Here is a 26,156-nt window from a genome sequence, read left to right as displayed (position 1 = left end):
TCTCACACCGTCGCCTTCCGGAACGTCGTCATCGAGACCGCGAGCACGACCACCGCCCCGAGACCGAGGAGGAGAAGGGCCGCCGCCGGGAAGACCCCGACCTGGAACGCACGTATCGCGTCGATCGCATAGGAGACCGGGTTGAGGTGAGCGAGCACCGCAAGCCATCCCGGCATCACCTCGTAGGGCATCAGCGCACTGCTCGTAAAGAAGAGCGGCATCGAGACGACCGCATTGAAGGCGGCATAGGAGTCGTGGTCCTCGAGGACGAGGGCCATCGTCGTCGTGAACGACGAGAGGAAGATGCCGAAGAGGAAGAGGACCCCGTACATCTCGACCAGCAGGACGGGGTCGAGGAGATGCGCCCCGAGGACGAGCGCTATGAGAAGGATCACCGTGGACTGGAGGAGGCCGCGGAGCGTGATGAAGAGGATCTTGCCGGCAAGGATGCTCTCGCGCGGTGCGGGCATCGCCAGGAACTTCGGGAGGAAGCCCAGGATCTTGTCGAACATCAGCAGAGACCCGCCCTGCATCGAGGTGCCGAGCATGGTGAGCACCAGGATGCCGGGCGTGATGAAGTCCAGGTAGTTGTCGGTGAACCGGGTCGGCAGGGCGAGGCCGACAAAGATCAGCCAGGTCGCCGGCATCACCAGGGCCGAGACGACCGACGTCCGCCCGCGGACCCAGCGGAGGAAGTCCCTCTCGATGTACGTGAATGTCCGCCTCATCGCCGCCTCAGGAGCATCGTCCGGAAACTGTGGAAGTCAAACGCGGTCGTCTCTTCCTGGGACCCGACAAGTGCCAGGAAGACGTCGTCCAGGGTCGGTTGCCGGATCGAGATCGAACTGACATGCATCCCGGCGGCGGTGAGGGCGCGGGCGAGTGCGATCCCGGCCTCCTCGCCGCACTCGGCCCTGAACCTCACCTCGTCGCCGTCGCACCCGAGAAACCGGGTGCCGTCCACGCTCGCCCCGGTGTACTCCCCCGTGGCGCGGATTGTCACGATATCGCTGCAGAGGCGGGCCTTCAGGACCGCCGGCGTATCAGACGCCGCAACGGCGCCGTGGTCGATGATCGCCACCCGGTCGCAGGCATGGTCGGCCTCGTCCATATAGTGGGTCGTCACGAAGACCGTCATCCCCCGGTCCTTCAGCGTGGTGATGTGCGCCCAGATCTTCCGCCTGGCCGCGACGTCCAGACCGATCGTCGGTTCGTCCAGGAAGAGCACCTCGGGGTCGTGCACCAGCGCCTGCGCCAGTTCAAGCCTCCGCCGCATCCCGCCGGAATATGTCCGGACAAGGTCGTTGGCCCGGTCGGAGAGGTCCATCAACGCGATCGCCTCGTCCGAGGTATCGTACGGGCTCTCGATCCCGTAGAGTTTTGCAAAAAAGACGACATTCTCCCGGCCCGTCAGTTTCGGGTCGAGCGCCATGTCCTGCGGGACATAGCTGATCCGCTCGCGGACCTGCTCGGGGTTTTTCGTCACAGAATACCCGCAGACCCTCGCATCTCCGCTCGTCGGCCCGAGAAGGGTCGTCAGCATCTTCACCGTCGTCGTCTTGCCCGACCCGTTCGGCCCGAGGAGACCGAAGATCTCGGTCCCGACCTCAAGGTTCAAACTGTCCACGGCCCTGAGATCGCCGAAGGTCCGGGTCAGGTCCTCTGTCTCGATCACTGCCATTGTCATCCCTGTATTACTCGTGCCGCCGTGTCGCCCTGATCTCGTCGAGGTTCGTGATGGTCACGCCGCCGCCCTGCACGGGGCCGTCGGCGCCGTCGATCCGGTCTTCAAGCCACCCTTCCGTCTCCAGATAGGCGTCCCTGAGGCGTTCGGCCACCTCGGGGTCAGGACTCCAGAGGCCCCTGCCCTGCGCCTCAAGAAGCCTGCGGCCGATCTCTTCGAGGGCGAAGGGGTTGCTCTCCTGGAAAAAGGACCTGTTCTCCGGGTCGAGGACGAAGGTCCGCGCGATCGCATCGAAGATCCGGTCGTCCACCTCGCCGGTCGCCGCTTCCCAGCCGTAGACCCTTCCCACTCTCTTTGCAATGTCTCCGGCGCCCTTATAGCCGTGCCTCTTCATCCCCGCGATCCAGGCCGGGTTGAGGAGTTTCGTCCTGGCCACCCGGCCGAGTTCCGCGGCGAGGGTCCTGACCTCCACCTGCGAGGGTTTCCTCGTGTCGCCGTAGTACGCGGGGACGCGCTTCCCGGAGAGGGTCCGTGCCGCGGCCGTCATGCCGCCGTGCGTCCCGAAGTAGCAGCAGCACCCGCAGAGGTCGTACTCGTCGGTCGCCGTCTTGTTGAAGGTGGCGTCCGCACCGGCAAGGAGGCCGGAGAAGGCCTCGCGTTCGTCGCGCCCGGCGTTGTCCCTGCCATAGGCGTATCCGTTCCATTCGATAAAAATCCCGGCGAGGTCCTTCTCTTCCTTCCATGCCGAGGAGTAGACCGCCAGGTTCACGCCGTTGCCGTAGGTGCCCGGCCTGCTGGAGAAGATACGCGCCGTCGTACCGGTCTTCAGGGCGTTGGCGCGGACCGGGTTCATCTCGTCGGGTTCGTCGAGGGCGGCGACAGCGGCGATCGCATCGTCGAGCAGTTCGATGCAGCGGAAAAAGCAGTCTCTCAGGATCCCGCTTGCCCGTACCGTGATGTCGATACGCGGCCGGCCGAGGTCTTCGAGGGGGACCACCCGGAATGAGACGACCTTCCCGCCGCGCCAGACCGGTTCGACCCCGATGAGGGCGAGCATCTGGGCAAGTTCCTCGCCGTCGGCCCACATCAGGTCGGAGGACGTCCAGTACATCGCGACAGAGCGGGGGTCCTCCCCGTGCTCCTGCCGATACCCGGCGATGAGCGCATCGGCGAGTCTCTTCCCGACGGCCCACGCCGCACGGGTGGGGACGGAGGCGGGGTCGAGGGAATAGAAGTTTCGCCCTGTCGGGAGGACCTCGGGGTGGCCGCGGGTGATCAGGCCTGCGGGACCGGGTTCGACGAAGCCACCGTCCAGCGCGTGGAGGAGGCTCTCGGTCTCGGCGGAGGCGTCGAGCGCTGCGGCCATACTCCGCGCCTGCTCTGCCATCGCCGCGACGGCGTCTGCGGTGCCGGGGAGAGGGGGCCTGCCGCAGGCCTCTTCAACCGCCGTCCGGGCGTCGGCACCCCGGAGGACGGCATCGACGAACGCGGCCTCGGCCCCGTCACGCGTCCCGACCGCCGCCGGGTCGTCGTCGGGGCCGAAGAGGGCCGAACCGAGGGCGTCGTCGAACCTGAGCGCCGCCTGGATGAACCTGATGCGGTCGGCCCCTTCGGGGCGGGAGCCGAAGATGTGCATGCCGTCCGGGATGCGGGAGGACGCCACCTTCGCGAGTTCCCGGTGCGTCCGGGCGACGAAGGCCGGAAAGTCCTGCCGGCCCGCCTCCAGTCCGGCGAGATCTGTTTCTTCTTCCAGTCCGGCCTCGTGGATGGCGTCGAGGATCTGGTGCTCCAGGGCGTGGGCACGGGCAGGGTCGTTCCCTCTGGCCCGGCCGTACTCGTCGAGCAATGCCTCAAGGTCCTTGAGGGCGCCGTAGAGGCCGGCGGCCTGCATCACGGTCTGCATGTGGTCGACGAGCGTCGCATGGGCCCGGCGTTTGGCGATGGTCCCTTCGGGCGGGTTGTCGGCATTGTAGATGTAGAGGTGCGGGACCGTCCCGATCGCGATGTCCGGGAAGCAGCGGCCGGAGAGTGCGACCGATTTTCCGGGCAGGAACTCAAGGTTGCCGTGCGTCCCGACGTGGACGATAGCGTCGGCGCTGAAGACCCGCTCCAGCCACCGGTAGGTCGCCAGGTACTGGTGGGTGGGCAGCGTCTCCGGGTCGTGAAGGATGCGGCAGACCGTGCCGTCGCACTTCGCCCCGGCGCACCCCCGCTTCGGCTGGACGCAGACGACGGCGTTCCCGAATCTGACGCCGGTGACGACGATACGTCCCTCGTGGACCATCGCAGGCGGGATGCCGTCGACCTCCTCGCCCGGCGGCCGGCCCCATGCCTTTTCCATCGTCTCCCTGACTGAGGGGTCGAGTTCGGCAAACCATGCCGCGTACTCGTCGGGGGTGACCTCCGCGAGCGCCCCGCCCGACCTGACGATCGATCCGACCGAGGTCCACCTGAAGTCGCTGATCGCCCGTTTCGCCATGATCAGGTCGATGAGCGCCTTCCCGTCTGTGGGGGGGTCGACAGCGTAGCCCCTCTCCCGGAGTGCGGCGAGGATCCGGGCGACGCTTTCGAGGGTGTCGAGGTGGGCGCCGGCGCCGACGGTCGCCTCGACCGAGGAGCAGGGGTTGTTATGGAGGATGAAGGCAACTTTCCTCTCGGCGGCCGGTTTTTCCCGGAGAGAGAGCCAGGCCGCGACGCGGCGGCAGATCCTCTCGACCCGGTCGGGGATCGGGTCGTGGGTCCCCTCGCAGGATTCCTCCGTCCCGGCGGGAAGCATCTCGATCATCCCCTCGAACTCGGGGAGGGCGATCGACCACCCGACCTCGGCGGCGGGAAGGCCGAGAGAGGAGGAAAGCCATTCTTCCCGGCTCCTGTGGTAGAGGAGCACCGGATGGGCGACAGGGCAGTCGACCTGCCGGGGAAGAGCGCCGGCCGCGTCGGCGGACGGGGCATGGAAGACGGGCTGGAGGTTCAGGACAAAGTCTGTCCCCCCCGCGAACCACTCTGCCGCCACCTCGGCGCCGGGCCGTGCGCCGAGTTCCCGGTCGCCCATGGAGAGACAGAAGACCGGGACAACGTCGGCGAAGGTCTCGATACGCCTGACAAGGGCGTCCACGACCTCCCGGTCGCCGTTCGCCCAGTAGGTCCGGGAAAAGACGATCCCGACGGAGGAGGGATGGCGCCGGGGCCGCCAGGCGCGGTAGGACGCAAGGTCGACAAAGGGGTCGGGTGCGTCGGGGTGATAGATCCCTTCCCAGGGGAGAGGGTGAGGAGGCGCGGGTTCGTCGCCCGACCCGTCCGCGACCGCACGGAGGTACCGCACCATGAGCCGGAAATTTTCGATGCCGCCGTGGACGACATATGCCGAGACGGCCGCGGCGACCCTGAGCGGGACGGTGGAGAGCGTCCAGAACGCCTCGTCGTGCCCGAAGGAGACGACCGGGATATCGGTGCGTATCTTCGGGATCAGGTCGTCCCAGGCCCGGTCCCGTGACGGGTGGAGGAGGACGAGGTCGGCATCGGCCTGGTCGGCAAGAAAACGGTCCCGTGCCGCGGGGTCGTCGACCTCATGGGTGCCGGTGACGGCGCAGGAGATGCCTTCCTCCGCGGCCGCGGCCCTGAGGAGAACGGCGTCGCTCCCCCACACGATTGCGGCGATCTTCATGCCGCCCCTCCTGCAACCGCAAGGCAGGTCGAACCCGCATCACGGGGGATGCCGAGATCGCACGTCCCCCGCGGCCGGGCGGGAGAGAGAACTGGCAGCACCCCGGACGTCGGGATGCGATCGATTCCATCGTCGGGGCGGAACAGGAGAACAGGGACAATGAGGCGCGGGTCGTCCATAGGAGTATATCTTTCAACGTCCGATAAAAACATATCACAATTATCCGAATGATAGTGACACCAAATCACACCACAATAAAATACGTAGCACCACCACAAAAACAGAGGTTTATCAGGCGCGGGACAATTCCAGTCCCGGAGTGCCGGTGCCCGAGGGCGGTAGGGACTTCGCCGTGAACGCCACTGCGGCCGCCAGCCCCCTTATTATTTTAAGCAGGGGCGGCAAGGCCCGGTTCAAAGGGGGGAATAGCCATGTCAACCAGACTGATGGACTACTTCAACAAACAACCGAGGATAGGCGTCCTCAGCACCGCGAGCAAAGATGGAAAGGTCAATGCAGGAATCTTCGGCTCGCCGCAGATGATCGATGAGAAGACCGTCGTTGCAGTCTTTGGAAAGAACCGCACATTTGCCAACCTGCAGGAGAACCCAAACGCCGTCTTCACGATCGTGGAGCAGGGCGAGTTGGGCATGATGGAGGGATGGAAGGGAGTCCGCGTCTACATGACGATGAAGGAGTACGAGACGTCCGGAGAGACGCTGGACGCCTACAGGAGAGAGATCGCCGGGACCGCGGGAGAGGAGGCGGCAGCGATGATCCACGCCTCGGCGAGGTTCGAGATCGGAGAAGTACGGCCCCTCATCGATAGGGGCCAGGGCTGGGAAAAATCCATCTGAACTTTTTTTGGGGGAGGGCACCCGCGAGAGGACTCACCCGGTCTATCTTCAATTCCCATCTCTCAACGGCGCAGATACGATAGCCTCATCATGCCGGTCGTCTGAGGATCTCGTATCATGGAACAGAGACTGAAAAAAACGGGCAGGCTCCTTCTCTACGGCGCTCTGACATGGCTGGTCCCGCTCCTCGTTGCAATCCCCTTCTACGGCCCCGGAGGCGGCCTCCTCGTCGACGTCTTCCTCTTCAAGAGCGTCATGATCGTCGTCGGCGGGGTCACGGGAGCTCTGCTCCTGGTCCACTGGTTCGACGGCGTGCAGGCCCGCCACCTCGGGGAGGGCGTGACCGTCGGCGGCGTGTGGCTCGCGATGAACTGGGCGCTCGACCTCCTGGTCCTCGTCCCGGTCTCAGGCATGGACATTGCGACGTACTTCGGCCAGATCGGCCTTCGGTACCTGCTGATCCCGACGATGGCGATCGCGATCGGCTACAGCACCGGACGGGCGGCGGCGAGATAACAGGCAGGGACTCCCCTCTCACGCACCCCAGAGCACGCACCCGATGCAGATCGCAAGTTCGAGGACGATGATGCCGCCGACCTCAAGCCAGGCCACGCTGTCGGGCAGGGCACCGGTCTCCCGCCAGACCGCCAGGACCATGCCGACCATGAGGAGGATGAGGGCGTTCATGCCGGCGTTGACAGGGGAGCCAGCGGCGACGAGACACGCCGTTGCGGCGACGCCAAGAGGGAGGCCGGTCGTGGCGCCAAGGAGGACAGGGGCATTCCTGGGGGAAGGGGCGATCATAGATGGCGGGAGTGAGGTGTGGCGAGATTTAAATATTATGGAATGATGGTCGAAAAGACAGGGCAGATAAAACAAAAATAAAATAATAAAGATTAAATGTTGCTATAAAAACCACGTACCGATAAAAAAAGCCGAGATATCGATCTATTCAGAAAGAATATTACCTTCCAGTCCCATGGAAGTGACGGGGGATAGAGTGAAGGTTCACTATCTTTTGCTGGGAGGCCTGCTGCTGCTCGTACCACAGGCGGCATCCGCGTATCTGGACCCTGGCGTCGGGAGCATGATCTGGCAGATGCTCGTCGCCGTCGCACTGGGGGCGGTATTCACCCTGAAAGTATACTGGAGCAGGATCAAGGACTACGTCAGGGGTCGCCGTGAGATATGACAGGAGACGCAGGCGTGCTGGAGAGTTCTTTCAGGGACCCTTCGGGTTTTCTCTTTCGACGCAACGGCACCCTCTACCGGCAGATCAACAGGTCATACGCGGAATCCTATGAGATACTCATCGCTTCCGGACTCTATGACGACCTGGTCAAACGGGGACTGCTGATCCCCCACAGGGACGCCGAAATAGAACCGGAAAGACCGGAAGAGGCGTACAGAGTCATCGAGCCCGAGGTCGTCCCCTTCATCTCCTATCCCTACGAGTGGTCGTTCAGTCAATTGAAAGAGGCGGCGCGTGCAACTCTTGAGATCGAAAAGATCGCCCTCGGCCACGGCCTCACCCTTAAGGACGCCAGCGCCTACAACATCCAGTTCCTCGACGGACGACCGGTCTTCATCGACACCCTCTCCTTCGAGGCCTACACACCGGGAGAACCGTGGGTCGCCTACCGACAGTTCTGCCAGCACTTCCTCGCCCCTCTGGCGCTCATGGCCTACCGCGACATCAGGCTGAACCAGTTGCTGCGGGTCCATATCGACGGCGTCCCCCTCGACCTGGCAGGTTCTCTCCTCCCGAGACGGAGCTGGCTGAACGCCCGCATCGCGATGCACCTGCACATGCACGCACGGAGTCAGGCGCAGTACGCCGACACCCATACAAAGATCGAACCGCCGAAGGTGAACCAGAACGCACTGATGGGCCTCATCGACAGTCTCTCTAATGCTGTAGGATCTCTCACCTGGCGACCCGAGGGGACGGAGTGGGCGGAGTATTACAGGGAGACCAACTATACGGCGGCAGGGCTCGATCACAAGAAACGGATCATCGCCAGTTTCCTGGACGAGATTGGACCGGGAACTGTATGGGACCTCGGCGCGAACGTCGGGGTCTTCTCCCGCCTTTCAAGCGGACGGGGAATACCTACCGTGGCCTGCGATATCGATCCCGCCTGCGTCGAAAGAAATTACAGGGATGTCAGGGAAAAGCACGAATCCCATCTTCTTCCCCTGGTGGTAGACCTCACCAACCCGAGCCCCGCAATCGGCTGGGACAACGCGGAGAGGAGGTCGATGATCGAGAGAGGGCCGGCGGAGATGGTCTTCGCCCTCGCCCTGGTCCATCACCTGGCCATCTCGAACAATGTCCCGCTGGATAGGATCGCCGCATTTTTTGCGGAGATCTGCACCTACCTTGTCGTCGAGTTCGTCCCGAAGGATGACTCTCAGGTCAAAAAACTGCTGGCGAACCGGGAGGACATCTTCGCAGGATACACAGAGGACGCATTTGAAGAGGCGTTCGGCGGGTTCTTCGATACGCTCAGGAAAGAGTCGATCACGGATTCCGCACGCACGCTGTACCTCATGAAAAAACGTACCTGAGGGGGAGCATGTCCAACGATCAGTCCAGAAAAAAAGAAAAACTCGCCGTATCGATCAGTGCCCCGTTCCTTCTTTCTCTGACCCTCTTCTTTTTCGGACCGGCGCACCTGTACTTCACCAATAATCTCGAAATGCCGTTTTTATTTTCAGATATCTGGTACATGCTCGTTGCCTTCGCGCTTGTCGTCGCACTGCCGCTCGCGCTTCTCATGGCGTTGCTGAAAGATCCTTGCCACACAAAGGCGGCGGCGCTGATCTTTGCCGTGGGACTCCTCCTCTGGATCCAGGGGAACCTCCTGGTCCGGGACTACGGCCTGCTCGACGGCCACGAGATCGTCTGGAGCGACTATGTCTGGCAGGGGGTCGTCGACGCCCTCGTCTGGGTCGGCGTCATCGCCGCCTCGTTCCTGAACGCCGAAAGACTGTACAGGCACATCGCTCTCCTCTGCGCCGCCCTGATCGTCATCCAGGCGGCCGGACTTGCCGTCACCGTATTTTCCGCGGAGGGCGAACCAGAGTGGAAGTATGCGGAGGGGTTCGACGATGGGGGGATGTACAGGTTTTCGACGGGCCCGAATGTGATCATCATCATCCTGGACACCTTCCAGTCCGACCTCTTTCAGGAGATCGTCGACGAGGACGAAGAATATGCAAAGATGTTCGACGGGTTTACGTATTACCGGAACAGCGCCGGCGGGTTCCCGACGACATATCCCTCGATCGATTATATCCTGACCGGGGAGTTCTATGACAACTCGGTGCCGATCCAGGAATTTATTCGGGCAACAACAATGGAGAGATCGCTGCCCCTTCTCCTGAAAGAGAACGGAGCGACAACAGAGATCAATCCGAAGGTCATGAAGGCGATCTATGCCAACGACACGGTGTACGATACCATAGAGAGCGGCGGCACGGCGGAGACAGGAAACAAGGGCCTTTCATCGCTGTATCACCTGACATTTTTCCGGTATCTCCCCCAGGAGATGAAAAAAATATTTTACAACGATCTTCTGAGAGAGAGCGAGGAAGGTCAAAATTCGGACCTGCAAACCTATCAAAAATTCCGTTCGACGGTACATGTCTCGGGGAACGGGACAGACTTTAAGGTGTTCCATCTGCAAGGCCCCCATCGTCCCTATACCCTGAACGAAGACCTGACGATTGAAGACCTGCCTCAGAACAGGAGCGGGTGCCTCGCCCAGGCCAGAGCAAGCGTAAAAATAGCCCATGCCCTCCTCGAATCCCTCAAAGAGCAGAATATATACGACAACTCGGTGATCTTCATCATCGCGGATCATGGGACACATAAAAACCCGGTCGGAATAAACACTTCAGGCATACCCGCCTCGACATCCCCGGGGTTTGTGTCGGAGGAGGTGGTCGCCGGGGGCATCCCCCTGATGCTGGTCAAACCCTTCAATTCTACCGGGGCCCTGAACGTCTCGGACGCACCCGTATCCCTGGGAGACATCGCAAAGACCGTCGCCGACGAACTGAAGATCGAGAACGATCTTCCCGGTTCGTCCATCTTTTCGATCCCTGAAAACGAGTCGCGGGTGCGGATGCACTACTACTATGACTGGAGTCCCGAGTACTTCGACTGGCACAAAGAGTATCTCCCCCCTCTGGAAGAGTACAGGATAACCGGATTTAGCTGGGACAGTGCCTCCTGGCAACCGACATACCGGACATACACTCCCGACGGCGCCGGATATACTCCTCCGCCCGATTATGAGATCGGGTCGGTCATGCGCTGGGGGTCAGGGGGCAATGCCGAACGCTATCTCACACGGGGCTGGAATCACCCGGAAAACGGGTTTACCTGGACGGACGGCCATGCCGCGGCGCTGGCGTGCTCTCTCAATGAGACGGACTCCGACCTGGTCCTTACGATGAGCTTCAGCACCTTCCTGGTGAAAGGACAGATAGAAAACCAGGACCTGCGAGTCTGGGCAAATGGATACGCCGTCGGGAATTATACTCTTTCGACTGAAGGATTTCAGAAAAAATCCATGGAGATCCCCCAGAGCCTCCTGGACGGGAAGACCCTGAACATCGTGTTCGAGTTGCCGGATGCTGCATCTCCCTCCAATGCCGGCCTGTCGACAGATTCCCGGGATCTCGGCATAGCAATGCAGACGCTGCGGATCGACCGTGCGTGAGAGAGACAGGGAGGGTAAGCCTCAGACACCATATATTTTGACAGGCAGGAACGTAGAGTAGGGGATAGTTCTGTCAAACACCATTCATGAAAGAAGACGGGCACAACAGAAACGATGCCTATCTCCTGCTTGCAATAAATTTCCCGATGCTTTGCAAATATTTTTTCTCAACGATCTCCCAGTTATAATTCGCCTCCACAAATTTTTTACCCTGCTTTCCCATCAGATCTCTCAATTCTTTGTGTCGAAGAAGAAGATCCAGGCATTCCTTGAATTCATCGTAATTCCTGTACCACAGACCGGCGTTGCTCCGGGAGCACTGGCCCTTCAGCACCGCACAGTTTCCATTCGCCAGAACGGGCCGGGTACAGTGCCATGCCTCAAGCAACACTATAGAGAGACTTTCGAACGGTGACGGCATGACGAGCAATTCGGAGGCCAGAATGCCGCCATATTTATCCTGATCCGAAACAAAACCCAGGGGTACGATATCAGGGTTTTCTGGAACATCCATCACTGCTTTGCCCATCAAAACGAGTTTTATCGGGGAGTCAGTTTCCGATTTGTATCGAATAAAGTAATCGAATAGTTCTTTACAACCCTTTGATTCATCTATTCGCCCCACATAGATGATGAAATTGCGTACTCCATATTTTTGCTCGAAAGCAGAGGGATCGATACCCTCAGGAACATCGATGCCTGTCCCTATAATATCAGATGGGATTGCACCGGTATGAAATTTTGATGTAACAAACTGTTGCTCTTCCTCGGTGTTGTAAAGGATCATACGGGGCGCATGGAAGAGACCTTCAAAAATGGACAGATAAATAGGGAGTTCATCATGTGCGGCCGGGACCAGCAGAGCCCTGTCACCAACCAGAGGCAGACCAAAAAAGGTGGTGCAGTAGAGATAGGTAAAAAATATGAAGGCATCATAATTGGTTCGATTTTCCGATAGAAACTCCAGCAGAGGGCCGGAATATGGCCCTTGCAGTTTCATCCATTCCATCTCGTCTTCATACGAATGGGGATGACAGAAAACCCCTTCGGAGAACGTGTTGAACCTGACGATATCGCGCTCGTGATCAACCGGGAAACGCCTGACAGTGACGCCATTCTGAGTTTTTACGCCGGGAGCGCATTCATTCTTCCATGTAACATAATCTACGGCACAGGTCGTGACCACATCAACAGCGACATACTTCGCCAGGTGCTCTGCTACTTCACGGCAGAGAGACTCCGCCCCTCCATTAACCTCACGACCATAACGCTGAACTATGAAACACAGGCGCATTTAAGATACCTTCACATCACACCGATTGCAACGCCGGGATTCTTCAGGTCTCCATTTCTCGGAATGTACTGCCGGGCAAATGCCATGCCGACCGAAGAGTGACGTTGCATCATCCTTCGACACGAACGCAACACCATTTATCCGATCCCCCCCATGCAGTCTTCCGGTCTAACCTGACAGAGTGCCGCTTCTAATTTCCTTCCCTGATTATATCAGTTGTCGAGGTCATCCCAGAACACGTGATCGTCCTCTCACTGAGGTCATCCCAGAACGGATCCGAACCTTCATGCACGCCGATGAAAGGACGCACATTCGGTTCTGAAAAATCCTGTTCTGGCGTCTTGTCCGGGGGGTTTCACCCCCCGACCCCCATCATTGCGATAGGGGGTGGAGGGCAATCTCCTTCATCAGGATCTCTCTCTTCTCCGACCCTATCCTGTTTCGGGGGTCAGGGGGCGTCAGTCCCCGGGTGAACGGGACGGCAGAGGATCAAGCACGCACCATCAACCTATGGAGGAGGATTTCTCCAGAGCCAAAAAAACCCCCACAGCCAAATTGTTCAGAACTGAATACGAGCCATGTCATCGGCGTGGTTGAGGAGTCTGACCGGTTTGGGGATATGCTCGTCCCACAATATTCTCCGGCACAAATAATCCGGCCCATCTCAGGACCCACGATTTGAACAACCCTGCTTCACGATCATGCCCCTCCAGTCACGTTCGATGTCCCGACAGGGCATACACTCAGAAATATGGAGAGGGCGGTCATTCCGGTTCAAACCCCTTAACTATGGCATAGAACTGCGCCGCCACCTTCTCATACTCAAATTCTTTTAAACGTTCTCTCTGGTGAGCGATCAGCCGATTTCGAAGACCGGGATCCTCCAGGATGATATTCATCAATTCTGCGATTTCCATATAATTTTTGGACCGAACAAGGACCCCGGCGTCCCCCAGGGTGTACGGGATTGCAGAAGACAGATAGGCAATAATTGGCAGGCCAAAGAACATGCTTTCCACCAGCGGGACGTTGAATCCTTCGTGCTCGCTCATACACAGGAAAATATCGGAGGCCATGTAATACGAGACAAGATCTCTGAAAGGCACCTTTCCGGGAAAGTATATATCAGATAGCCCCAATCTCCGGGCCAGATCCTGAAGTTGCCGAAGATAAGGCTCACATCCGTCATACCCCCCCGGCAGGAGCAGCCGTGCCTTCGGGTTGATACGCTTGTAATAATAAAAAATACGGAGAAGATCATCATGTTTTTTGTTTGGAGATATACGCCCTACAAAAAGTATATTCGTCCAATCATCGGAAAATGCATCAATAATATCCTGATTACAGGCCCCGTACTTTGAAAAATCGATTATGAGTGGCAATACGCCGGTATTATGATATCCTGCCCGCTCTAACTCGATCCGATTATATTCGGAATCGGCTACGGCGAGATCAAAGTCCCCGGAGAGCGATTTAAGTTCTTCACGTCCCTTTTCCAGCAGAAAGACGAGGGTGTCGTTTATACCGCAGAAAAAATGCGAGGGCGTGATATTATGGTATATCAGTACTTTTTTATCGGGAAGACCCCGGACAAAATCGGAAACCTCGGAACCGATCGAAAAATGATATATCAGAAGATTGTCAGGAGATGATTCCCATTCATACTCCCGATAGGGGCGGGCCCGCATGGCCGGGGAAATATTCTGAGCAAAAATCTCAGACTCATAGCCCCAGCTCCGCAGGAGGTCACGCATCAGCAGCACTTCATTCCCGATCGCGTCCCCGGGAGAAAATGAAGGTAAAATCTGGTGGATCTTCATCTAAATGGGCAGGGAGACCCCGGCCAACAGGTGCGGCGAGGTATTGCCCTTTTCACCTCCGATATCGTTTTGTGCTACCATGGTCCCCATATGCATGTGATCAGGACGAGCACGTTCAAACTTCAGTTGCCCGATGGCGGCTCCTCTGCTCTCCTCGATACGATGAGAGCCTATTCCACCGCGTTCTCTGTCTCCGCACAGTGGGGGTTCGAGAACCATACGTGGAACAAGGTGGAGAACCACAAGGCGACCTACAAGGGTGTTCGTGAGTCTGTTCCTGATCTCCCGTCCTCTCTGGTGCAGGGTGCGCGAGACTGCGCGTGTGAGGCACTGAAAGCCACCAGGTGCAAGACCATACCAGAACGAAAGCCGCTCGCCGCTATGCGGTACAACCAGCGGGTCATCACGGTGAATCTGGTGCATGGTCTTGCGACCATCGCATCGGTGCGAGGACGGATCAAGGCGACGGTCCCAATCTCCGGGTATCATCGTAATTACCTCTCCTGGACTGTCACCTCTTCGACGCTCTCCTATGATAGGAGGAAGAAGGTGTTTTACCTCCACATCTCGATGGAGCATCTGAATGTAGAGCCGGTACAGCGGGTCGAGGTGCTCGGGATCGACCGGGGGATCGTGAATGTTGCTGTTTGTTCTGACAACACTTTTTTCAACTCTCGGCAGGTGAAGTGCGTTCGGTCGAAGTACGCCCGTCTCCGTCAGGAGTTGCAGTCCGGAGGCACCCGGTCGGCACAGCGGAAACTCCGCAGGATGGCCGGACGGGAAAGACGGTTTGTGACTGATACAAATCATTGCATCTCGAAGCAGATTGTGAACTCTGAGTACACGGTCTTCGCACTGGAAGACCTCTCGAAGATCCGGGTCCAGAAGAGGAGAGGCACGGGGTTCAACCGAAAACTGAACACCTGGTCGTTCTACGAACTCGAACAGTTCCTCCGGTACAAGGCCGAGGCTCTGGGAAAGCAGGTTGTCCTTGTCGATGCCCGGTACACCTCGCAGAAGTGCTCGGTGTGTGGGCATGCCTGCAAAAGAAATCGGGATGGCTCGTCGTTCCGGTGCCGGAAATGCGGGTTTCAACTCCATGCTGACCTCAATGCTGCTCGAAACATTGCTCAGGTGGGTATATCTTGCCTGAGCAGGCTGTCTGTCAACCAGCCGAATGTAGCGCATTCGTAAGAGTGCAGGTACAAGCCCTGGCCAAACAGGCGCGGAGCGGTTGACATTATCTCTCATAAAACAACCGTATGTATTCAGACACGACCGTGTTCCAGCCATAATTTTCAATCACGTATTTTTTTCCATTCTGGGCCATCAGGTCTGAAATGTGCGGATTTTGAAGAATAAATGAGAGACATGCCTCAAATTCATCATAGTCATTATAATACAGACCACCATTGCTTCGAATGCAATGACTTCGTGTCACCGTGCATCTTCCATGAACAAGTACAGGAGCCATACAGAGCCAGGCTTCCATGATCACAAGAGAAAAACTCTCGTTAAGCGAAGGCAGACAGAAGAGAGTCGCGGCCCCATACGCATCATATTTGTCCTGAACGGGAACAAAGCCGAGATCGATGATATCTTTCCGGTGTTCGATCGGAACCGGGCTAACACCTTTGCCAATAAGTATCAGTTTAAGACCGGTGCCATGCCTCTCTTTATAGTCGCAGAAGAATGAGATCAGTTGATCCACGTTCTTCCCGGCGTCCCGCCGCCCGGCATAGAGAATAAATGGGTCTTTAATACCGTACGTATCCCGGAACCTTTGCGGATCCGATTCTATGCCGGTATCGACACCTGTACCGAGGGTGTATTCCTTTCCGGTTATTTCATAGATCTGATGTGCAATCCGTCTCTCCTGCTCGGAAAGATAAATAATTCGCCCAACATTCCTGAACATGGAACGGTATATGCCCATGTGCGCATAACTCTCGTCGTGAAGGCAGGGAATTAAAATCGATTTTTCAGGGTGGATCTGAGATCCGGAAACAGTTGTCCCGAACATATAGGGAATAAAGAGGAGGAAATCGTAGTTCTCACCGTTTTCAGCGACATACGAATATAATTTTTCACTGTGGATCATCTCGCGAAGAAACACGCCTTCCTCCGCAGGGGTCACTATCCGATTATTGATAAGTTTGAAATTTACCGCATCAAACCGTTTTGTGTCCCTTTTTCGGACAGGGAAACGCCTGACAACAATCCCGTCTTCGTGGTATACCCCCTCCCTGTAGTAATTGGTATTCCAGTCGCTCAAGAACTCCTTCACACAGGTCGTGAGAACATCGACCTCAATGCCGGCGCGTGCCAGATGCAATGCAGTATCCCTGCATGCCGCTTCTGCTCCCCCGGGAATGTCCCCATACCAGGGAATAACAAATGCAACTTTCATGGTTCCAGAACACCCGGATGTCAGAACCCGGGCCCATTTACCAGAGGGAAGGGTGTTTCCACATCATTTCTTTCCTACCACCGCGTAGTCCTGGGCCCCGTACAGGATCCCGTTCAGCAGGTCGATATTCCGGTTATACGACTCGACGAACGCCGTCGAAATCCCCTCTGGTGGAGACAAACGCTGCAGCCTCCCCTCCTCGGGCACCGGTGAGGAGAACCGTGCCTCGACCTCCCTGAAACCGGCAACCTCGAAGAGAAACTTCAGGGTCTCGGGATGAACCGGCCGCACATGACTGATGTCAATATAGAAGTTGGCCAGCGAAACGAACGAGAGAGGGTTCACCGTCTCGGCAACGAGGTAATAGCCGTACTGGAGTTTTCGATAGCAGAGGTCAAGGAGACGGACAAGGTAGGCAGGTTCGAGATGCTCGACGACCTGGTCGATAAAGATGCCGTCGAGGCTCCGGTCTTCGAGGGTCTCCAGATACGAGACTGCATCCACCTTCTCGACGGCCAGACCCTTCGACCTGCAGAACTCCACCATCGTATCATCGATATCGACGCCCCGGGCGTCGACCCCCCGCTCCTGTGCCAGTTCGAGGAATTCACCACGGCCGCAGCCGATGTCGAGAACATTCCTGCAGTCCTCGAAATAGGGGAGGAAGGCCTCCTGCCGCGCCTTGATATCCTGCCGTGAGCCCCGGAAACGTTCCTCGAAGACGAAGTAGTTCAGGCCGGTCTCACCAGCGTCTTCAGAGGCCCCGGCAATGCCCGCACCTTCCCGGGAGGCACGGGTGATCCTCTGCTCCAGGACGCGGGCAAGTCCGGCCCTGTCCCTGATCTCGGCATCCATCCCGGCAAGTCTCTCCCTGACTTTCTCTTCGACAAGGGATTCCACCTCGATCTTTGTCCGGGCGACGGCATCGGTGACAGAAGAGATCTCGGACCGTATCTCCTCATCCTCACGTCGCAGACACTCCTGCATGATCGCCTTGAAGTCGCTCTTCATGCCCGCGATGATATCACGCACCTCTGCCCCGGTCTGCCTCTGGACAGAGGAGATCTCGTCCCTGAGTTCGACCTCGGTCTGCTGGATCTGGCCGCCGACATCCCCCCTGACCTCGGCCCTGATCCGGGTGAGGAAGCCGAGGACCTGCCGGGTGACACCATCCCGTACCGTACTGACAAATGCACCATCAGGGTGCAACCGGGATTCCAGATCTGCAAGCCGCGCATCCATGTCATTGAAGACCCGGACGGCACTCCCATTGAACTCGCTCTGCCTCCAGAAGACCGGGTCCACGTACCGCCGCACCTCGCCGTGGACGAGTTCCCGCCCCTTCACCAGGAATTTTCCCGTCACGGGCCGGTGAGAACTGATGAGGTAACTACTGTTCCGGATATCGGAGGTGGTGTTCAGGCGGGCACGATCCCATGGGAGATCAGTCGCTCCAGCAGCAGTTGTCACATCCCCCGCGGGGAGAGCATCACCTCCGGGATAGATTCCGGCCTCCTTCCGCCGCCTGACGTTCTCACGGATCTGCTCCATGATCTCCTCGACGTCGATCTCGCCGTCGTGGATCTCAAAGGTATTCTCGTCCATCTCTCTCATCTCCGCCAGATACAGGGGATATCAACGATCCCGGCATCCCGTCCCGTCGGGATGACATCGAAGGTATATTCCCGGTCATGCCAGTCATAGGGCTGCTGGTTGTGGGTGTGCACCGCCACCGTGAGGAGGAACCTCCCCGTAAGCATTGGCACCTTCTCGACCTGGAGATCGATATATCCTTTTCCCTCCAGGTGCCCGAGAGAGATGTTTTTCAGTTCGGTGTTCGTCCCGTACATGTGTGCTCCCTGTTCTGAATAGAGCGCGATCCCGAAGACAGGGTCGGGGATCCGCTCGTGGGCGTCATAGAAGATCCTGATGGTCATGGGATCGAAGGAGTTGAAACGCACGCCCTCCCTGCCGAACTTGTCCAGGAACGTCACGCCGGTGATCTCGACCTTTTTATTTCCCCGGCGGCCCTCGGACTCCTCGGCCCGTGCAGGCTCTTCCACCTCTGCAGGTCCCTCCTCAGTCCGCCCATAGACATAACTGTCGATCACCTCGTCCGTCTCCCCGAGGGCGACCTGCTCGCCGTGGTTCAGGAGGAGGGTCCGGTCGCAGAACCGGCGGACAGACCCGAGATCGTGGGAGACGAAGATGATCGTCACCCCCTCCTTCCTGTACCTGTTCAGCACGTCCAGACACTTCTGCTGGAACTCCATGTCGCCGACCGCGAGCACCTCGTCCATCAGAAGGACCTCGGGATCGGTCTGGATAGCGGTCGAGAAGGCGAGGCGGACCTGCATCCCCGAGGAAAAGTTCTTGAGCCGGGTGTCCCGGAACCGTTCGAGCCCTGCAAAGTCCAGGATCTCGTCGATCCTCCCCTCGATCTCCCGCTTCGAGAGGCCCATGATCGTGGCGTAGGTCCTGATGTTCTCCACTGCGGTGAAGTCGGGGTTGAAACCGACGCCGAGTTCAAGGAAGGGCGTCACTTTCTTGTGGACCGAGACCTCCCCCCGCGTCGGCCGCATGATCCGTGCAAGGAGTTTGAGGAGGGTGCTCTTCCCGCTCCCGTTCTCGCCGATGATCCCGAACATCTCCCCCTCCTCCACGGAGAAGGAGACGTCCTTCAAGGCCGGGAAAGTCTCGTATTGTGTCGGCCGCAGGAGACCGGTCAGGGCCTCGAAGACTGTCGTCCTCTTCTCGTGCGGGATGCGAAAGACCTTCTCTACATGATCGACGTCGATGACTCTCATTACATCTCCTCCGCAAAGCGCGGCTCATAATGTGCAAAGATGAGGTATCCCACACCGAGGGCGATGACGGCCATAGCCCCTGCATAGAGCAGTGACCCCGGTGCCGCGGGGGTGGAATAGATGATCGTGTCCCGTGCGGCCGTGATGATATGGGCCATGGGGTTGAGGAGGAAGACCTTCTGCAGGCTCTCGTCGAAGATGGTGATCGGGTAGAGGATCGGCGTCGCAAAGAACCCGGCCTGGAGAATCACCGCCCAGATGAACTGGACGTCGCGGTAAAAGACGTTGAGAGCGGCAAGGGCGAGGGAGAGGCCCATGGAGAGGAGGAAGAGGAGCGCGATGATCAGGGGCACGTAGACAAGGTTTGCCGAGAGCGGGACCTGGAAGTACGCCATGAAGATGACGAAGATCACGGACTCGAAGATACTCATCAGGAGGGCCGTGATGCAGGACGAGATCACCAGGATGTCCCGCGGGAAGTATATCTTCTGGACCATGCTCGGTTTTCCCAGGATGGCGTTGAGGCCCATCGAGGTCGCCCGCGAGAGGAAGTTCCAGAGGATGATGCCGAGGAGGAGGAAGAGCTGGTAGTACTCCACCTGGACCCGCATCAGGTTCGAGAAGACCACGTACAGGACGATGAGCATCAGCAGGGGCTCAAGAAGGGACCAGAAGTAGCCGAGCACGGAGTTCTTGTACCTCTGCTTGAACTCTCCCCATGCAAGGGTCCAGATGAGGTTCCGGTGCCCGTAGAGTTCCTTGAAATGACTAAACACCATCATTCACCACGGCACGGATCTGGTCTGCGAAACGGGGGAGGGCGAAGGCCTCGGCCCGCCTGAGACAGGCGCCCCCGTACTGTTCGGGGTCTTTCGAGACGGCGAGGACGGCGTCGCGGATCCTCTCCACGTCCGCCTCCACGAGCACCCCGGTCTCCGGGGTCACGGTCTCCCGAAAGCCCCCTTCGTCCACGGCGACGACAGGTTTCCCGCTCGCCATCGCCTCGATAGGGGTGAGGCCGAAGTCCTCGTCCACCGCGGTGCAGACGAGGCCCCGGCACCGGGAGTAGAGGTCGAGCAGGTCCGCCTCCGGGACCTCGCCCCTGACCTCCACATTCCGCGGGAGATTGTCCTGTATCTTCCGTGCATATCCGGCAGCGTGATCCCCTGCCGCATACCCGCCGACAATGATCAGCCTCTCCTCCGGCATCCGGCGGAATGCCTCGATCTGGAGTTCGATCCGCTTCTCCGGGTACAGGCGGTTCACCGAGAGCCAGAAGTCCCCGTACTCCCTGCAGGAGAACTTCGCGGTGTCCACCGGCGGGTAGATGACATCCGCCTCCCGCTGGTGGTAGGCACGGACCCTTTCACGGGTCGTCTCCGAGATCGCGACGATGCGGTCGACCTGCCGAACCGACCGCTGGTCCAGCCTCCGGTGAACGCCCGCCCAGAGGCGGAAGGCCTGCCCGGTCACCGGGTCCTGACGCCGGAGGAAAGTGTCATACAGGTCGTAGAAGGCCCGCACCGGAGTATAGCAGTACCAGAGATTCGGGTGATGACAGTGCGCCGCGTAATGGCTCCAGTTCCCGGTGAAAATAAAAAAATCATAGTCGTCCGAGAGATCACAGGAGGAAAAAGATCGTGTTGCGGAGATCTGCTTCAAAGGGGGAAATTGTATCGTCTTCCCCAGGCTGATGACCGGGACGGATGTGTCCATCTTCTCGACGGCATCGACGTCGGTGGTGATGATGTCGGCACCGAGCACCTCTGCAAGAGTGACGACGACCTTCTCCCCGCCGCCGATAGCCCCGAAATAGTCATGGAAGATGGCAGTCTTCATGCCCGCTTCTTCTCGTCCATGAAGTAGTTGAGCTGGTCCCTGACGATATCTCCAACACTGTACGTCGAGACAAAGCCGAGTTTCTGCAGTTTCGTGGTGTCGGCCATCAGGATCGGGACCTCGGCAGGCCTGAACCGCGTCTCGTCAAAGGAGATCCCGACCTTCCTGTCGCCGCAGACCGCGGTGATCCCCTGGTCGGCAAGCGTATAGTCGATCGATCCTTCGAGGAGCATGCGGTCGACATTTGTCTTGTCAAAGCGGACGCCAAACATCTTCGCCGTGTCCTCTCCGGTCGGGTTGTCCACGGCCTTCTCGCCCCCGAATGTCTCGATCCTGTCCACCGGCATCCCTGCCGTCTCAAGGCTGAGGAGGATATAGGAGAGGACCGAGGTCGTGCGCATCGAACCCTGGTTGTAGACCTCTCCCGGTTTCCCTTTCCCGGCAAGGAGACAGTAACCGTTGATGACGTCGCGGACATGCGACCAGTCCCTGAAGGCGTTCACATTGCCGATGGTGACCTGATCGATCTCGCCGGCAACGAGCTTCGCCACCTGGTTCGTGACGACCGAGGTGACGAACATGATCCCCCGACCGGCACCCTCGTGGTTGAAGGCACGGGAGACGATGGCCTTCGTGCCGTAGGTGTAGAAGTAGTTCCGCATCAGGTGGTCGCCATAGACCTTGCTCACCGCATAGGGCGACATCGGCCTGAGCGGGTTCGTCTCCTTGATGGGCACCTCGGGAAGGACAGTCGGCTGCGGGAAGATCGCACCGTACGTCTCCTGTGCCCGTGCATACTGCTCCTTTGAACTGAAGACCAGCCCGTATTCCTCTGAAGACCCGGCAAAAACAATGGTCGGGTCGCAGTCCTTCTTCCGGATGGCTTCGAGAAGGTTATTGGTGCCGATCGAGTTGATCTGCGCCGTCTCGACCGGGTGGGTGAACGAACGCGGGACATAGGACTGAGCGCCAAGGTGGAAGACCACATCGGGCTCGGCCACATCGAGGGCGGTGGCAAGGCCGGAGATATCTTCGAGGTTCCCTTCAATAAAACGTATCCCGCCATCTATATCTTTCTCGGCGATATTCTTCGGGACCGATCCGTCTGCCCGCCGGCGGATCAGGCCATAGACATTCGCACCCTCGTCCAGCAGGTGCCGTGCAAGATACGAACCGGCAAACCCGCTGATACCGGTGATAAGGACATTCTTTTCATTCCACTTCATTGAACCCCGACCTGCACTCCATGCACACCGTGTATCTATATATTTTTATACAGAGATTCGAGATGACACACTATGGCGTCCCAGGCATATCGTCCTGCCTCGTTCTGCGAGCTTTTTTTAAGATCAACCCAGCCCTGCAGGATAAAAAGCACTCGCGCCGCGATCTCTTCGGCCGAGAGGCCACAGACAAAACCGTTCACCCCCTCTTCCACCAGGTCCCGCACGGCATTGCCGGGGTGGTCCGCCGTCACCACAGGGAGGCCGCAGGCCATCGCCTCCAGGGCCGCGATCCCGAAGCCCTCCCGCGTCGAGGGGAGGACAAAGACCTTCGAGGCCTTCATCGCGGCGATGACAGACGTGTCGTCGGGGAGAAAACCGGTGAAGAATACCGAACCGCCAAGCCCGAGGTCGTGCACCCGTCGCTCCACGCTCGCCCTCTCCGGACCGTCACCGACGATAACGGCCCTGAGGTCGGGGACCTCCTCCCTGACCCGGGCCAGGGCCTCGACGAGGAGGTCGGCATGCTTCTCCCGGATCAGTCTCCCGACGAAGATGACATCGGTGCTCTCGGCCGCTGGCGGCACCGCCGCGATGCGGGCGAGGTCGATGCCGTTCGGGACGACCTCGACCCCCTCCCTGACCCCGAGGCCTGCGAGGGCCGACGCCGTGGAGGGAGAGACCGCGATGTGGCGGTCGGGCAGAGTTGCAACAAACCTCTCGACCGCCCTTCCGGCGACGCCCTTCCGGCCGAGGTACTCCTGCCAGTACTCGCCCCAGACTTCGTGCCAGGTGATGACCAGGGGGACCTTCCCGGCAGAGGCCGCCGCCCGCGCCGAGATGCAGGAGAAGTACGGAAAGTTCTGGCAGTCGATGAGATCGGCTCCAGAGGCGCGGAGGGGGCCGAGGACCGCCTGCCCGAAGCGGAGGGCCTGCGCAACAGATCTCCTCCCGCCTGCATAGAACGGCAGAGGCGCACAGACGCCGTGGAGCACCACGCCGTCCTCCTCGATCGTGTCGGGGCCGTCCCAGAACGTCATGCCATAGAGGTGGACCTCGTGGCCCCGCGCCGCAAGCCGGGTGGAGACCTCCCTGATCCGCTTTTCGACGCCCCCCATCACGTACGGGTAGACGGCATCATAGACATAGGCGATCTTCATGGGCTGAAGGATCACGTCCCTCCGGACCATGCATGCCCCGGGAGATGAAAAGGTATTCGCCGGGAGGAAAACATATCCCGCACGGCTGGGGGTCGGGAGGGAATTGCTATATAGGAAAGAGAGAATCATCCAGCGATGTCCCAGAATATCGGGGGGGGTTCCCGCAAGAAACAGACGATTCTTATCATCCTCCTTTTCGTCTTCATGCTCGTCGCACTCTGGCTACGAAGTCTGCCCGCGGCGTACCTCGTCAGGGACGGCGTGACCGTCGTCATCGGTTCGGACACCTGGTACACGCTCAGGCAGATCGAGGCAATGGCCGCCCATTATCCCCTGTACTCCTGGTTCGACCCGATGACCGCCTACCCCACGGGCAAAGAGATCGGCTGGGGCCCGCTCTTCCCCTTCATCGCCGCAACCGCGTGCGTCCTCACCGGGGCGACGGCACGGCCGGACTTCATCTATGTAGCCGCATGGGTCCCGCCCCTCCTCGGGGCGGCGATGGTGCCGGTGATATACCTCCTCGGGCGGCAGTTAGAGTCCTGGAAGACCGGGATCATCGCTGCAGGTCTGATCCCCTTCGTATCCCTGGCATTCTACTACCGTTCGGTCTTCGGTTTCGTCGACCACCACGTGAGCGAGGTGCTCTTCAGCACGCTCTTCTGTCTCTGCTCTATCACGGCGCTGGGGTACGCCTCAGGGCTCTCCTTCCCGTCTCCTGACAGCGCAGTCCTCAGGAACGCATTCCTTCTCTCGGCGGCGGCAGGCGTGGCATATCTCCTCGGCCTGCTGAACGCCCCCACGATGGTCCTCTTCGCCCTCATTGCCGGGGCATTCACCGTCCTCCAGTTCGTGCGGGAGCACGGAGAGGGACGGCACGGCGAGTACCTCCTGCTCGTCAACGGTGTCGCCTTCGGCATCCCGGCCCTGTATATGCTGCTCTTCGGGGTCAAGACAAACGTCCTCTCCTTCACGACCTACTCGGTCGCCCACCCCATCGCCTACCTGATGCTGATCGCGGCGACCGCGGCCCTGTACGCCCTTTCCCGCGTGCTCACCGGGAAGACGTGGGAGTATCCCGCGGCGATCGGTGCACTCGGGATCGGGTCGATTGTTCTCCTCGGCGTCGTCAACCCTGTACTGTCCGGGATGTTCTGGCAGAACCTGACGACCTTCTTCGGGACAGTCCACGAGACCTCGCTCATCAGGGAGATGGAGCCCTGGAACGCGGCACTCGCATGGACGAGCCTGAACTATGGCCTCATCCTCCTCGTCGGCGGCCTCGGGGTCCTCGGGTACCGCACACTCAAGAGCACAAGGCCGGAGTCCCTCTTCGTCCTGGTCTGGTCGGCCCTCATCCTGGTGGCCGCGGTCCAGCATATCAGGTACGAGTACTACCTCTCGGCCGTCGCCGCCCTCCTTGCGGCACTCGTCATCGCCGCCGCCGTTGAGTACGGCGGGCGGGAGACGGTCGGCTACCTCCGCGGATTCGGGGGGGGGAAAAAGAGAACGGAACCCTTAAAGAAGGGATCAAAAAAGAAAGTGCCCGCAAAAAAAACCCATCCGGGAAAGATGGCGGCATTCATCGTGGTCATCGTCCTTGCCGCCGCCTTCGTCGTCACCTCTGCCGGCAACGACATCACCCTCGGGAGCCATGCAGAGAGCACCGCCATCGTCTCGAACGAGTGGCAGGAGACCCTGACGTGGCTGGGCACACACACACCCGACCCGGGCGTGAACGTCCTCGGGGTCTATGAGAAGGAGACCTTCCAGTATCCTGAGCAGGCCTACGGGGTCATGGCATGGTGGGACTTCGGCCACTGGATCACGTATCTTGCGGGGCGTATCCCCAACACCAACCCCTTCCAGGACAATGTCATCGGCCCGGGCGGCGCGGCCACCTTCTTCATGGCGACGACCGAGGACGAGGCCGAGGACGCGGTCGGGGTGGCGGGGTCGCGCTATATCATCACCGACGGCAGGACCATGACAGGAAAGTTCGCCACCATCGCGTCCTGGATAAATCCCGGAGCAGGGATGCGCCCGTACGCGCGCGGTTTCCTGCCGCCGAACGCCGCCCGGACAGAAGGACAGAAGATAGCGTGGGTCTATGACGCTCCCTACTATCACACGATGGCGATCAGGTTGCAGATACTGGACGGGTCGATGACAGAACCGTCAGACGCCTATTGCATCGCATATGACAACATCACGCTCGCCACGCGGGGGTACCCCCAGATCAGGCAGGTGTTCCGCGGGCCGCTGGACGAGATCAGGGAGAAGGCCGAGGTGTATACCCTCAGCGCACCGGCGGGACAGGGCGCCGTCGTGCTCAGCGACAGCCCGACCCTGCCCCTCGACACGGTCCCGGCCCTCGGACACTACCGGTTGATCTATGAGTCGTCGGCAGATGTGGCGACGAGCATCAAGGTCTTCGAGCATGTGCCGGGTGCAGTCGTGAAAGGAGAGGGTGTCGTCGAGCTGCCCCTTGTCACAAACAGCGGCCGTGCATTCACCTACAGGCAGCAGAGCATGAACGGGACATTTGTCCTGCCGTATGCCACCGAAAGCGAGAACGGCGGCGTCAGGGCGACGGGGCCGTACAGGATCGCCGGAACAGACACCACCTTCACGGCGACGGACGAGGCTGTCCTCTCCGGGTAAA

At 59.4% G+C, this 26,156-nt stretch carries 22 protein-coding genes; 8 read left to right on the top strand and 14 right to left on the bottom strand.

Going from position 1 to position 26,156, the window contains the following annotated elements:
- Positions 1-2: 2 nt before the first annotated feature.
- Genes MEFOE_RS02455 through MEFOE_RS02440 form a run of 4 tightly spaced genes read right to left on the bottom strand, consistent with a single transcriptional unit; the run spans position 3 to position 5,527 of the window.
- Positions 3-728 carry an ABC transporter permease gene (locus MEFOE_RS02455; protein ID WP_067047754.1) on the bottom strand — a complete coding sequence of 242 codons (726 nt, stop codon included), beginning with the start codon at positions 726-728 and terminating at the stop codon, positions 3-5.
- The gene (locus MEFOE_RS02450) at positions 725-1,681 is read right to left on the bottom strand and encodes an ATP-binding cassette domain-containing protein (protein ID WP_067052852.1); all 957 of its coding nucleotides are present in this window, start codon (positions 1,679-1,681) and stop codon (positions 725-727) included. The genes MEFOE_RS02455 and MEFOE_RS02450 overlap by 4 nt, the downstream gene beginning before the upstream one ends.
- Positions 1,682-1,694: 13 nt before the next feature.
- Positions 1,695-5,348 (bottom strand): cobaltochelatase subunit CobN, encoded by a 3,654-nt coding sequence (locus MEFOE_RS02445; RefSeq protein WP_067047753.1) that lies wholly within the window; start codon positions 5,346-5,348, stop codon positions 1,695-1,697.
- Positions 5,345-5,527, bottom strand: a complete 183-nt coding sequence (locus tag MEFOE_RS02440; protein WP_067047752.1) for a hypothetical protein — start codon at positions 5,525-5,527, stop codon at positions 5,345-5,347. The genes MEFOE_RS02445 and MEFOE_RS02440 overlap by 4 nt, the downstream gene beginning before the upstream one ends.
- Positions 5,528-5,779: 252 nt before the next feature.
- Between MEFOE_RS02440 and MEFOE_RS02435 the strand changes: the two genes are divergently transcribed.
- Positions 5,780-6,205 (top strand): pyridoxamine 5'-phosphate oxidase family protein, encoded by a 426-nt coding sequence (locus MEFOE_RS02435; protein WP_067047751.1) that lies wholly within the window; start codon positions 5,780-5,782, stop codon positions 6,203-6,205.
- Positions 6,206-6,322: 117 nt separating this feature from the next.
- The gene (locus tag MEFOE_RS02430) at positions 6,323-6,721 is read left to right on the top strand and encodes a hypothetical protein (protein WP_067047748.1); all 399 of its coding nucleotides are present in this window, start codon (positions 6,323-6,325) and stop codon (positions 6,719-6,721) included.
- Between the two features lie 18 nt (positions 6,722-6,739).
- Here the strand turns inward: MEFOE_RS02430 and MEFOE_RS02425 are convergent, their stop codons facing one another.
- The gene (locus tag MEFOE_RS02425; protein ID WP_067047746.1) at positions 6,740-7,009 is read right to left on the bottom strand and encodes a hypothetical protein; all 270 of its coding nucleotides are present in this window, start codon (positions 7,007-7,009) and stop codon (positions 6,740-6,742) included.
- 175 nt (positions 7,010-7,184) lie between these two features.
- On the opposite strand from MEFOE_RS02425, the gene MEFOE_RS02420 reads away from it, so the two are divergent.
- Genes MEFOE_RS02420 through MEFOE_RS02410 form a run of 3 tightly spaced genes read left to right on the top strand, consistent with a single transcriptional unit; the run spans position 7,185 to position 10,938 of the window.
- Positions 7,185-7,397: a hypothetical protein gene (locus MEFOE_RS02420; RefSeq protein WP_067047744.1), complete on the top strand. Its 213-nt coding sequence runs from the start codon at positions 7,185-7,187 to the stop codon at positions 7,395-7,397.
- Positions 7,394-8,776, top strand: a complete 1,383-nt coding sequence (locus tag MEFOE_RS02415; protein ID WP_067047742.1) for a hypothetical protein — start codon at positions 7,394-7,396, stop codon at positions 8,774-8,776. The genes MEFOE_RS02420 and MEFOE_RS02415 overlap by 4 nt, the downstream gene beginning before the upstream one ends.
- An 8-nt stretch (positions 8,777-8,784) precedes the next feature.
- Positions 8,785-10,938: a sulfatase-like hydrolase/transferase gene (locus MEFOE_RS02410; protein WP_067047740.1), complete on the top strand. Its 2,154-nt coding sequence runs from the start codon at positions 8,785-8,787 to the stop codon at positions 10,936-10,938.
- A 118-nt stretch (positions 10,939-11,056) separates the two neighbouring features.
- Here MEFOE_RS02410 and MEFOE_RS02405 read toward each other — a convergent pair whose 3' ends face one another.
- Positions 11,057-11,947 carry a glycosyltransferase family 4 protein gene (locus MEFOE_RS02405; RefSeq protein ID WP_201785168.1) on the bottom strand — a complete coding sequence of 297 codons (891 nt, stop codon included), beginning with the start codon at positions 11,945-11,947 and terminating at the stop codon, positions 11,057-11,059.
- Positions 11,948-11,968: 21 nt separating this feature from the next.
- On the opposite strand from MEFOE_RS02405, the gene MEFOE_RS14135 reads away from it, so the two are divergent.
- Positions 11,969-12,334 (top strand): hypothetical protein, encoded by a 366-nt coding sequence (locus tag MEFOE_RS14135; RefSeq protein ID WP_235809539.1) that lies wholly within the window; start codon positions 11,969-11,971, stop codon positions 12,332-12,334.
- 662 nt (positions 12,335-12,996) lie between these two features.
- Here MEFOE_RS14135 and MEFOE_RS02400 read toward each other — a convergent pair.
- Complete coding sequence (locus MEFOE_RS02400; protein ID WP_067047735.1) at positions 12,997-14,052, bottom strand: glycosyltransferase family 4 protein; 1,056 nt, start codon at positions 14,050-14,052, stop codon at positions 12,997-12,999.
- A 90-nt stretch (positions 14,053-14,142) separates the two neighbouring features.
- Between MEFOE_RS02400 and MEFOE_RS02395 the strand changes: the two genes are divergently transcribed.
- The gene (locus MEFOE_RS02395; protein ID WP_067047733.1) at positions 14,143-15,246 is read left to right on the top strand and encodes an RNA-guided endonuclease TnpB family protein; all 1,104 of its coding nucleotides are present in this window, start codon (positions 14,143-14,145) and stop codon (positions 15,244-15,246) included.
- A gap of 46 nt (positions 15,247-15,292) precedes the next feature.
- Here the strand turns inward: MEFOE_RS02395 and MEFOE_RS02390 are convergent, their stop codons facing one another.
- The 7 genes from MEFOE_RS02390 to MEFOE_RS02360 all read right to left on the bottom strand — a co-directional run bounded on the left by MEFOE_RS02390 (position 15,293) and on the right by MEFOE_RS02360 (position 23,521).
- A complete protein-coding gene (locus tag MEFOE_RS02390) occupies positions 15,293-16,462 on the bottom strand; it encodes a glycosyltransferase family 4 protein (RefSeq protein WP_067047731.1) in 1,170 nt (389 codons plus the stop codon).
- Positions 16,463-16,525: 63 nt separating this feature from the next.
- Positions 16,526-18,067: a methionine biosynthesis protein MetW gene (locus tag MEFOE_RS02385; protein WP_160329475.1), complete on the bottom strand. Its 1,542-nt coding sequence runs from the start codon at positions 18,065-18,067 to the stop codon at positions 16,526-16,528.
- 5 nt (positions 18,068-18,072) lie between these two features.
- Positions 18,073-19,269 carry an ABC transporter ATP-binding protein gene (locus MEFOE_RS02380; RefSeq protein ID WP_067047727.1) on the bottom strand — a complete coding sequence of 399 codons (1,197 nt, stop codon included), beginning with the start codon at positions 19,267-19,269 and terminating at the stop codon, positions 18,073-18,075.
- Positions 19,269-20,048, bottom strand: a complete 780-nt coding sequence (locus MEFOE_RS02375; RefSeq protein WP_201785166.1) for an ABC transporter permease — start codon at positions 20,046-20,048, stop codon at positions 19,269-19,271. The genes MEFOE_RS02380 and MEFOE_RS02375 overlap by 1 nt, the downstream gene beginning before the upstream one ends.
- Entirely contained in the window at positions 20,038-21,108 is a 1,071-nt protein-coding gene (locus MEFOE_RS02370; protein ID WP_067047722.1) for a glycosyltransferase, read from the bottom strand. The genes MEFOE_RS02375 and MEFOE_RS02370 overlap by 11 nt, the downstream gene beginning before the upstream one ends.
- Positions 21,105-22,334: a GDP-mannose 4,6-dehydratase gene (locus tag MEFOE_RS02365; RefSeq protein WP_067047721.1), complete on the bottom strand. Its 1,230-nt coding sequence runs from the start codon at positions 22,332-22,334 to the stop codon at positions 21,105-21,107. Before MEFOE_RS02365 ends, MEFOE_RS02370 begins: the two co-directional genes overlap by 4 nt.
- Positions 22,335-22,369: 35 nt before the next feature.
- Positions 22,370-23,521, bottom strand: a complete 1,152-nt coding sequence (locus MEFOE_RS02360; protein ID WP_235809538.1) for a glycosyltransferase family 4 protein — start codon at positions 23,519-23,521, stop codon at positions 22,370-22,372.
- A gap of 105 nt (positions 23,522-23,626) precedes the next feature.
- Here MEFOE_RS02360 and MEFOE_RS02355 point away from each other — a divergent pair, with 105 nt between their 5' ends.
- Entirely contained in the window at positions 23,627-26,155 is a 2,529-nt protein-coding gene (locus MEFOE_RS02355) for an oligosaccharyl transferase, archaeosortase A system-associated (protein WP_067047719.1), read from the top strand.
- The last annotated feature ends 1 nt before the right edge of the window (position 26,156 follow it).

This window comes from Methanofollis ethanolicus, assembly GCF_001571385.1.
Classification (GTDB): Archaea; Halobacteriota; Methanomicrobia; order Methanomicrobiales; family Methanofollaceae; genus Methanofollis; species Methanofollis ethanolicus.
The sequence above is the reverse complement of the archived record's forward strand: the minus strand, read 5'-3'. Positions and strand labels throughout refer to the sequence as shown.

Coding starts and splice junctions, on each gene's coding strand:
- MEFOE_RS02455 (WP_067047754.1), bottom strand. CDS start 728: ATGAGGCGGACATTCACGTACATCGAGAGGGACTTCCTCCGCTGGGTC.
- MEFOE_RS02450 (WP_067052852.1), bottom strand. CDS start 1,681: ATGGCAGTGATCGAGACAGAGGACCTGACCCGGACCTTCGGCGATCTC.
- MEFOE_RS02445 (WP_067047753.1), bottom strand. CDS start 5,348: ATGAAGATCGCCGCAATCGTGTGGGGGAGCGACGCCGTTCTCCTCAGG.
- MEFOE_RS02440 (WP_067047752.1), bottom strand. CDS start 5,527: ATGGACGACCCGCGCCTCATTGTCCCTGTTCTCCTGTTCCGCCCCGAC.
- MEFOE_RS02435 (WP_067047751.1), top strand. CDS start 5,780: ATGTCAACCAGACTGATGGACTACTTCAACAAACAACCGAGGATAGGC.
- MEFOE_RS02430 (WP_067047748.1), top strand. CDS start 6,323: ATGGAACAGAGACTGAAAAAAACGGGCAGGCTCCTTCTCTACGGCGCT.
- MEFOE_RS02425 (WP_067047746.1), bottom strand. CDS start 7,009: ATGATCGCCCCTTCCCCCAGGAATGCCCCTGTCCTCCTTGGCGCCACG.
- MEFOE_RS02420 (WP_067047744.1), top strand. CDS start 7,185: ATGGAAGTGACGGGGGATAGAGTGAAGGTTCACTATCTTTTGCTGGGA.
- MEFOE_RS02415 (WP_067047742.1), top strand. CDS start 7,394: ATGACAGGAGACGCAGGCGTGCTGGAGAGTTCTTTCAGGGACCCTTCG.
- MEFOE_RS02410 (WP_067047740.1), top strand. CDS start 8,785: ATGTCCAACGATCAGTCCAGAAAAAAAGAAAAACTCGCCGTATCGATC.
- MEFOE_RS02405 (WP_201785168.1), bottom strand. CDS start 11,947: ATGGAATGGATGAAACTGCAAGGGCCATATTCCGGCCCTCTGCTGGAG.
- MEFOE_RS14135 (WP_235809539.1), top strand. CDS start 11,969: ATGACAGAAAACCCCTTCGGAGAACGTGTTGAACCTGACGATATCGCG.
- MEFOE_RS02400 (WP_067047735.1), bottom strand. CDS start 14,052: ATGAAGATCCACCAGATTTTACCTTCATTTTCTCCCGGGGACGCGATC.
- MEFOE_RS02395 (WP_067047733.1), top strand. CDS start 14,143: ATGCATGTGATCAGGACGAGCACGTTCAAACTTCAGTTGCCCGATGGC.
- MEFOE_RS02390 (WP_067047731.1), bottom strand. CDS start 16,462: ATGAAAGTTGCATTTGTTATTCCCTGGTATGGGGACATTCCCGGGGGA.
- MEFOE_RS02385 (WP_160329475.1), bottom strand. CDS start 18,067: ATGGACGAGAATACCTTTGAGATCCACGACGGCGAGATCGACGTCGAG.
- MEFOE_RS02380 (WP_067047727.1), bottom strand. CDS start 19,269: ATGAGAGTCATCGACGTCGATCATGTAGAGAAGGTCTTTCGCATCCCG.
- MEFOE_RS02375 (WP_201785166.1), bottom strand. CDS start 20,048: ATGGTGTTTAGTCATTTCAAGGAACTCTACGGGCACCGGAACCTCATC.
- MEFOE_RS02370 (WP_067047722.1), bottom strand. CDS start 21,108: ATGAAGACTGCCATCTTCCATGACTATTTCGGGGCTATCGGCGGCGGG.
- MEFOE_RS02365 (WP_067047721.1), bottom strand. CDS start 22,334: ATGAAGTGGAATGAAAAGAATGTCCTTATCACCGGTATCAGCGGGTTT.
- MEFOE_RS02360 (WP_235809538.1), bottom strand. CDS start 23,521: ATGGTCCGGAGGGACGTGATCCTTCAGCCCATGAAGATCGCCTATGTC.
- MEFOE_RS02355 (WP_067047719.1), top strand. CDS start 23,627: ATGTCCCAGAATATCGGGGGGGGTTCCCGCAAGAAACAGACGATTCTT.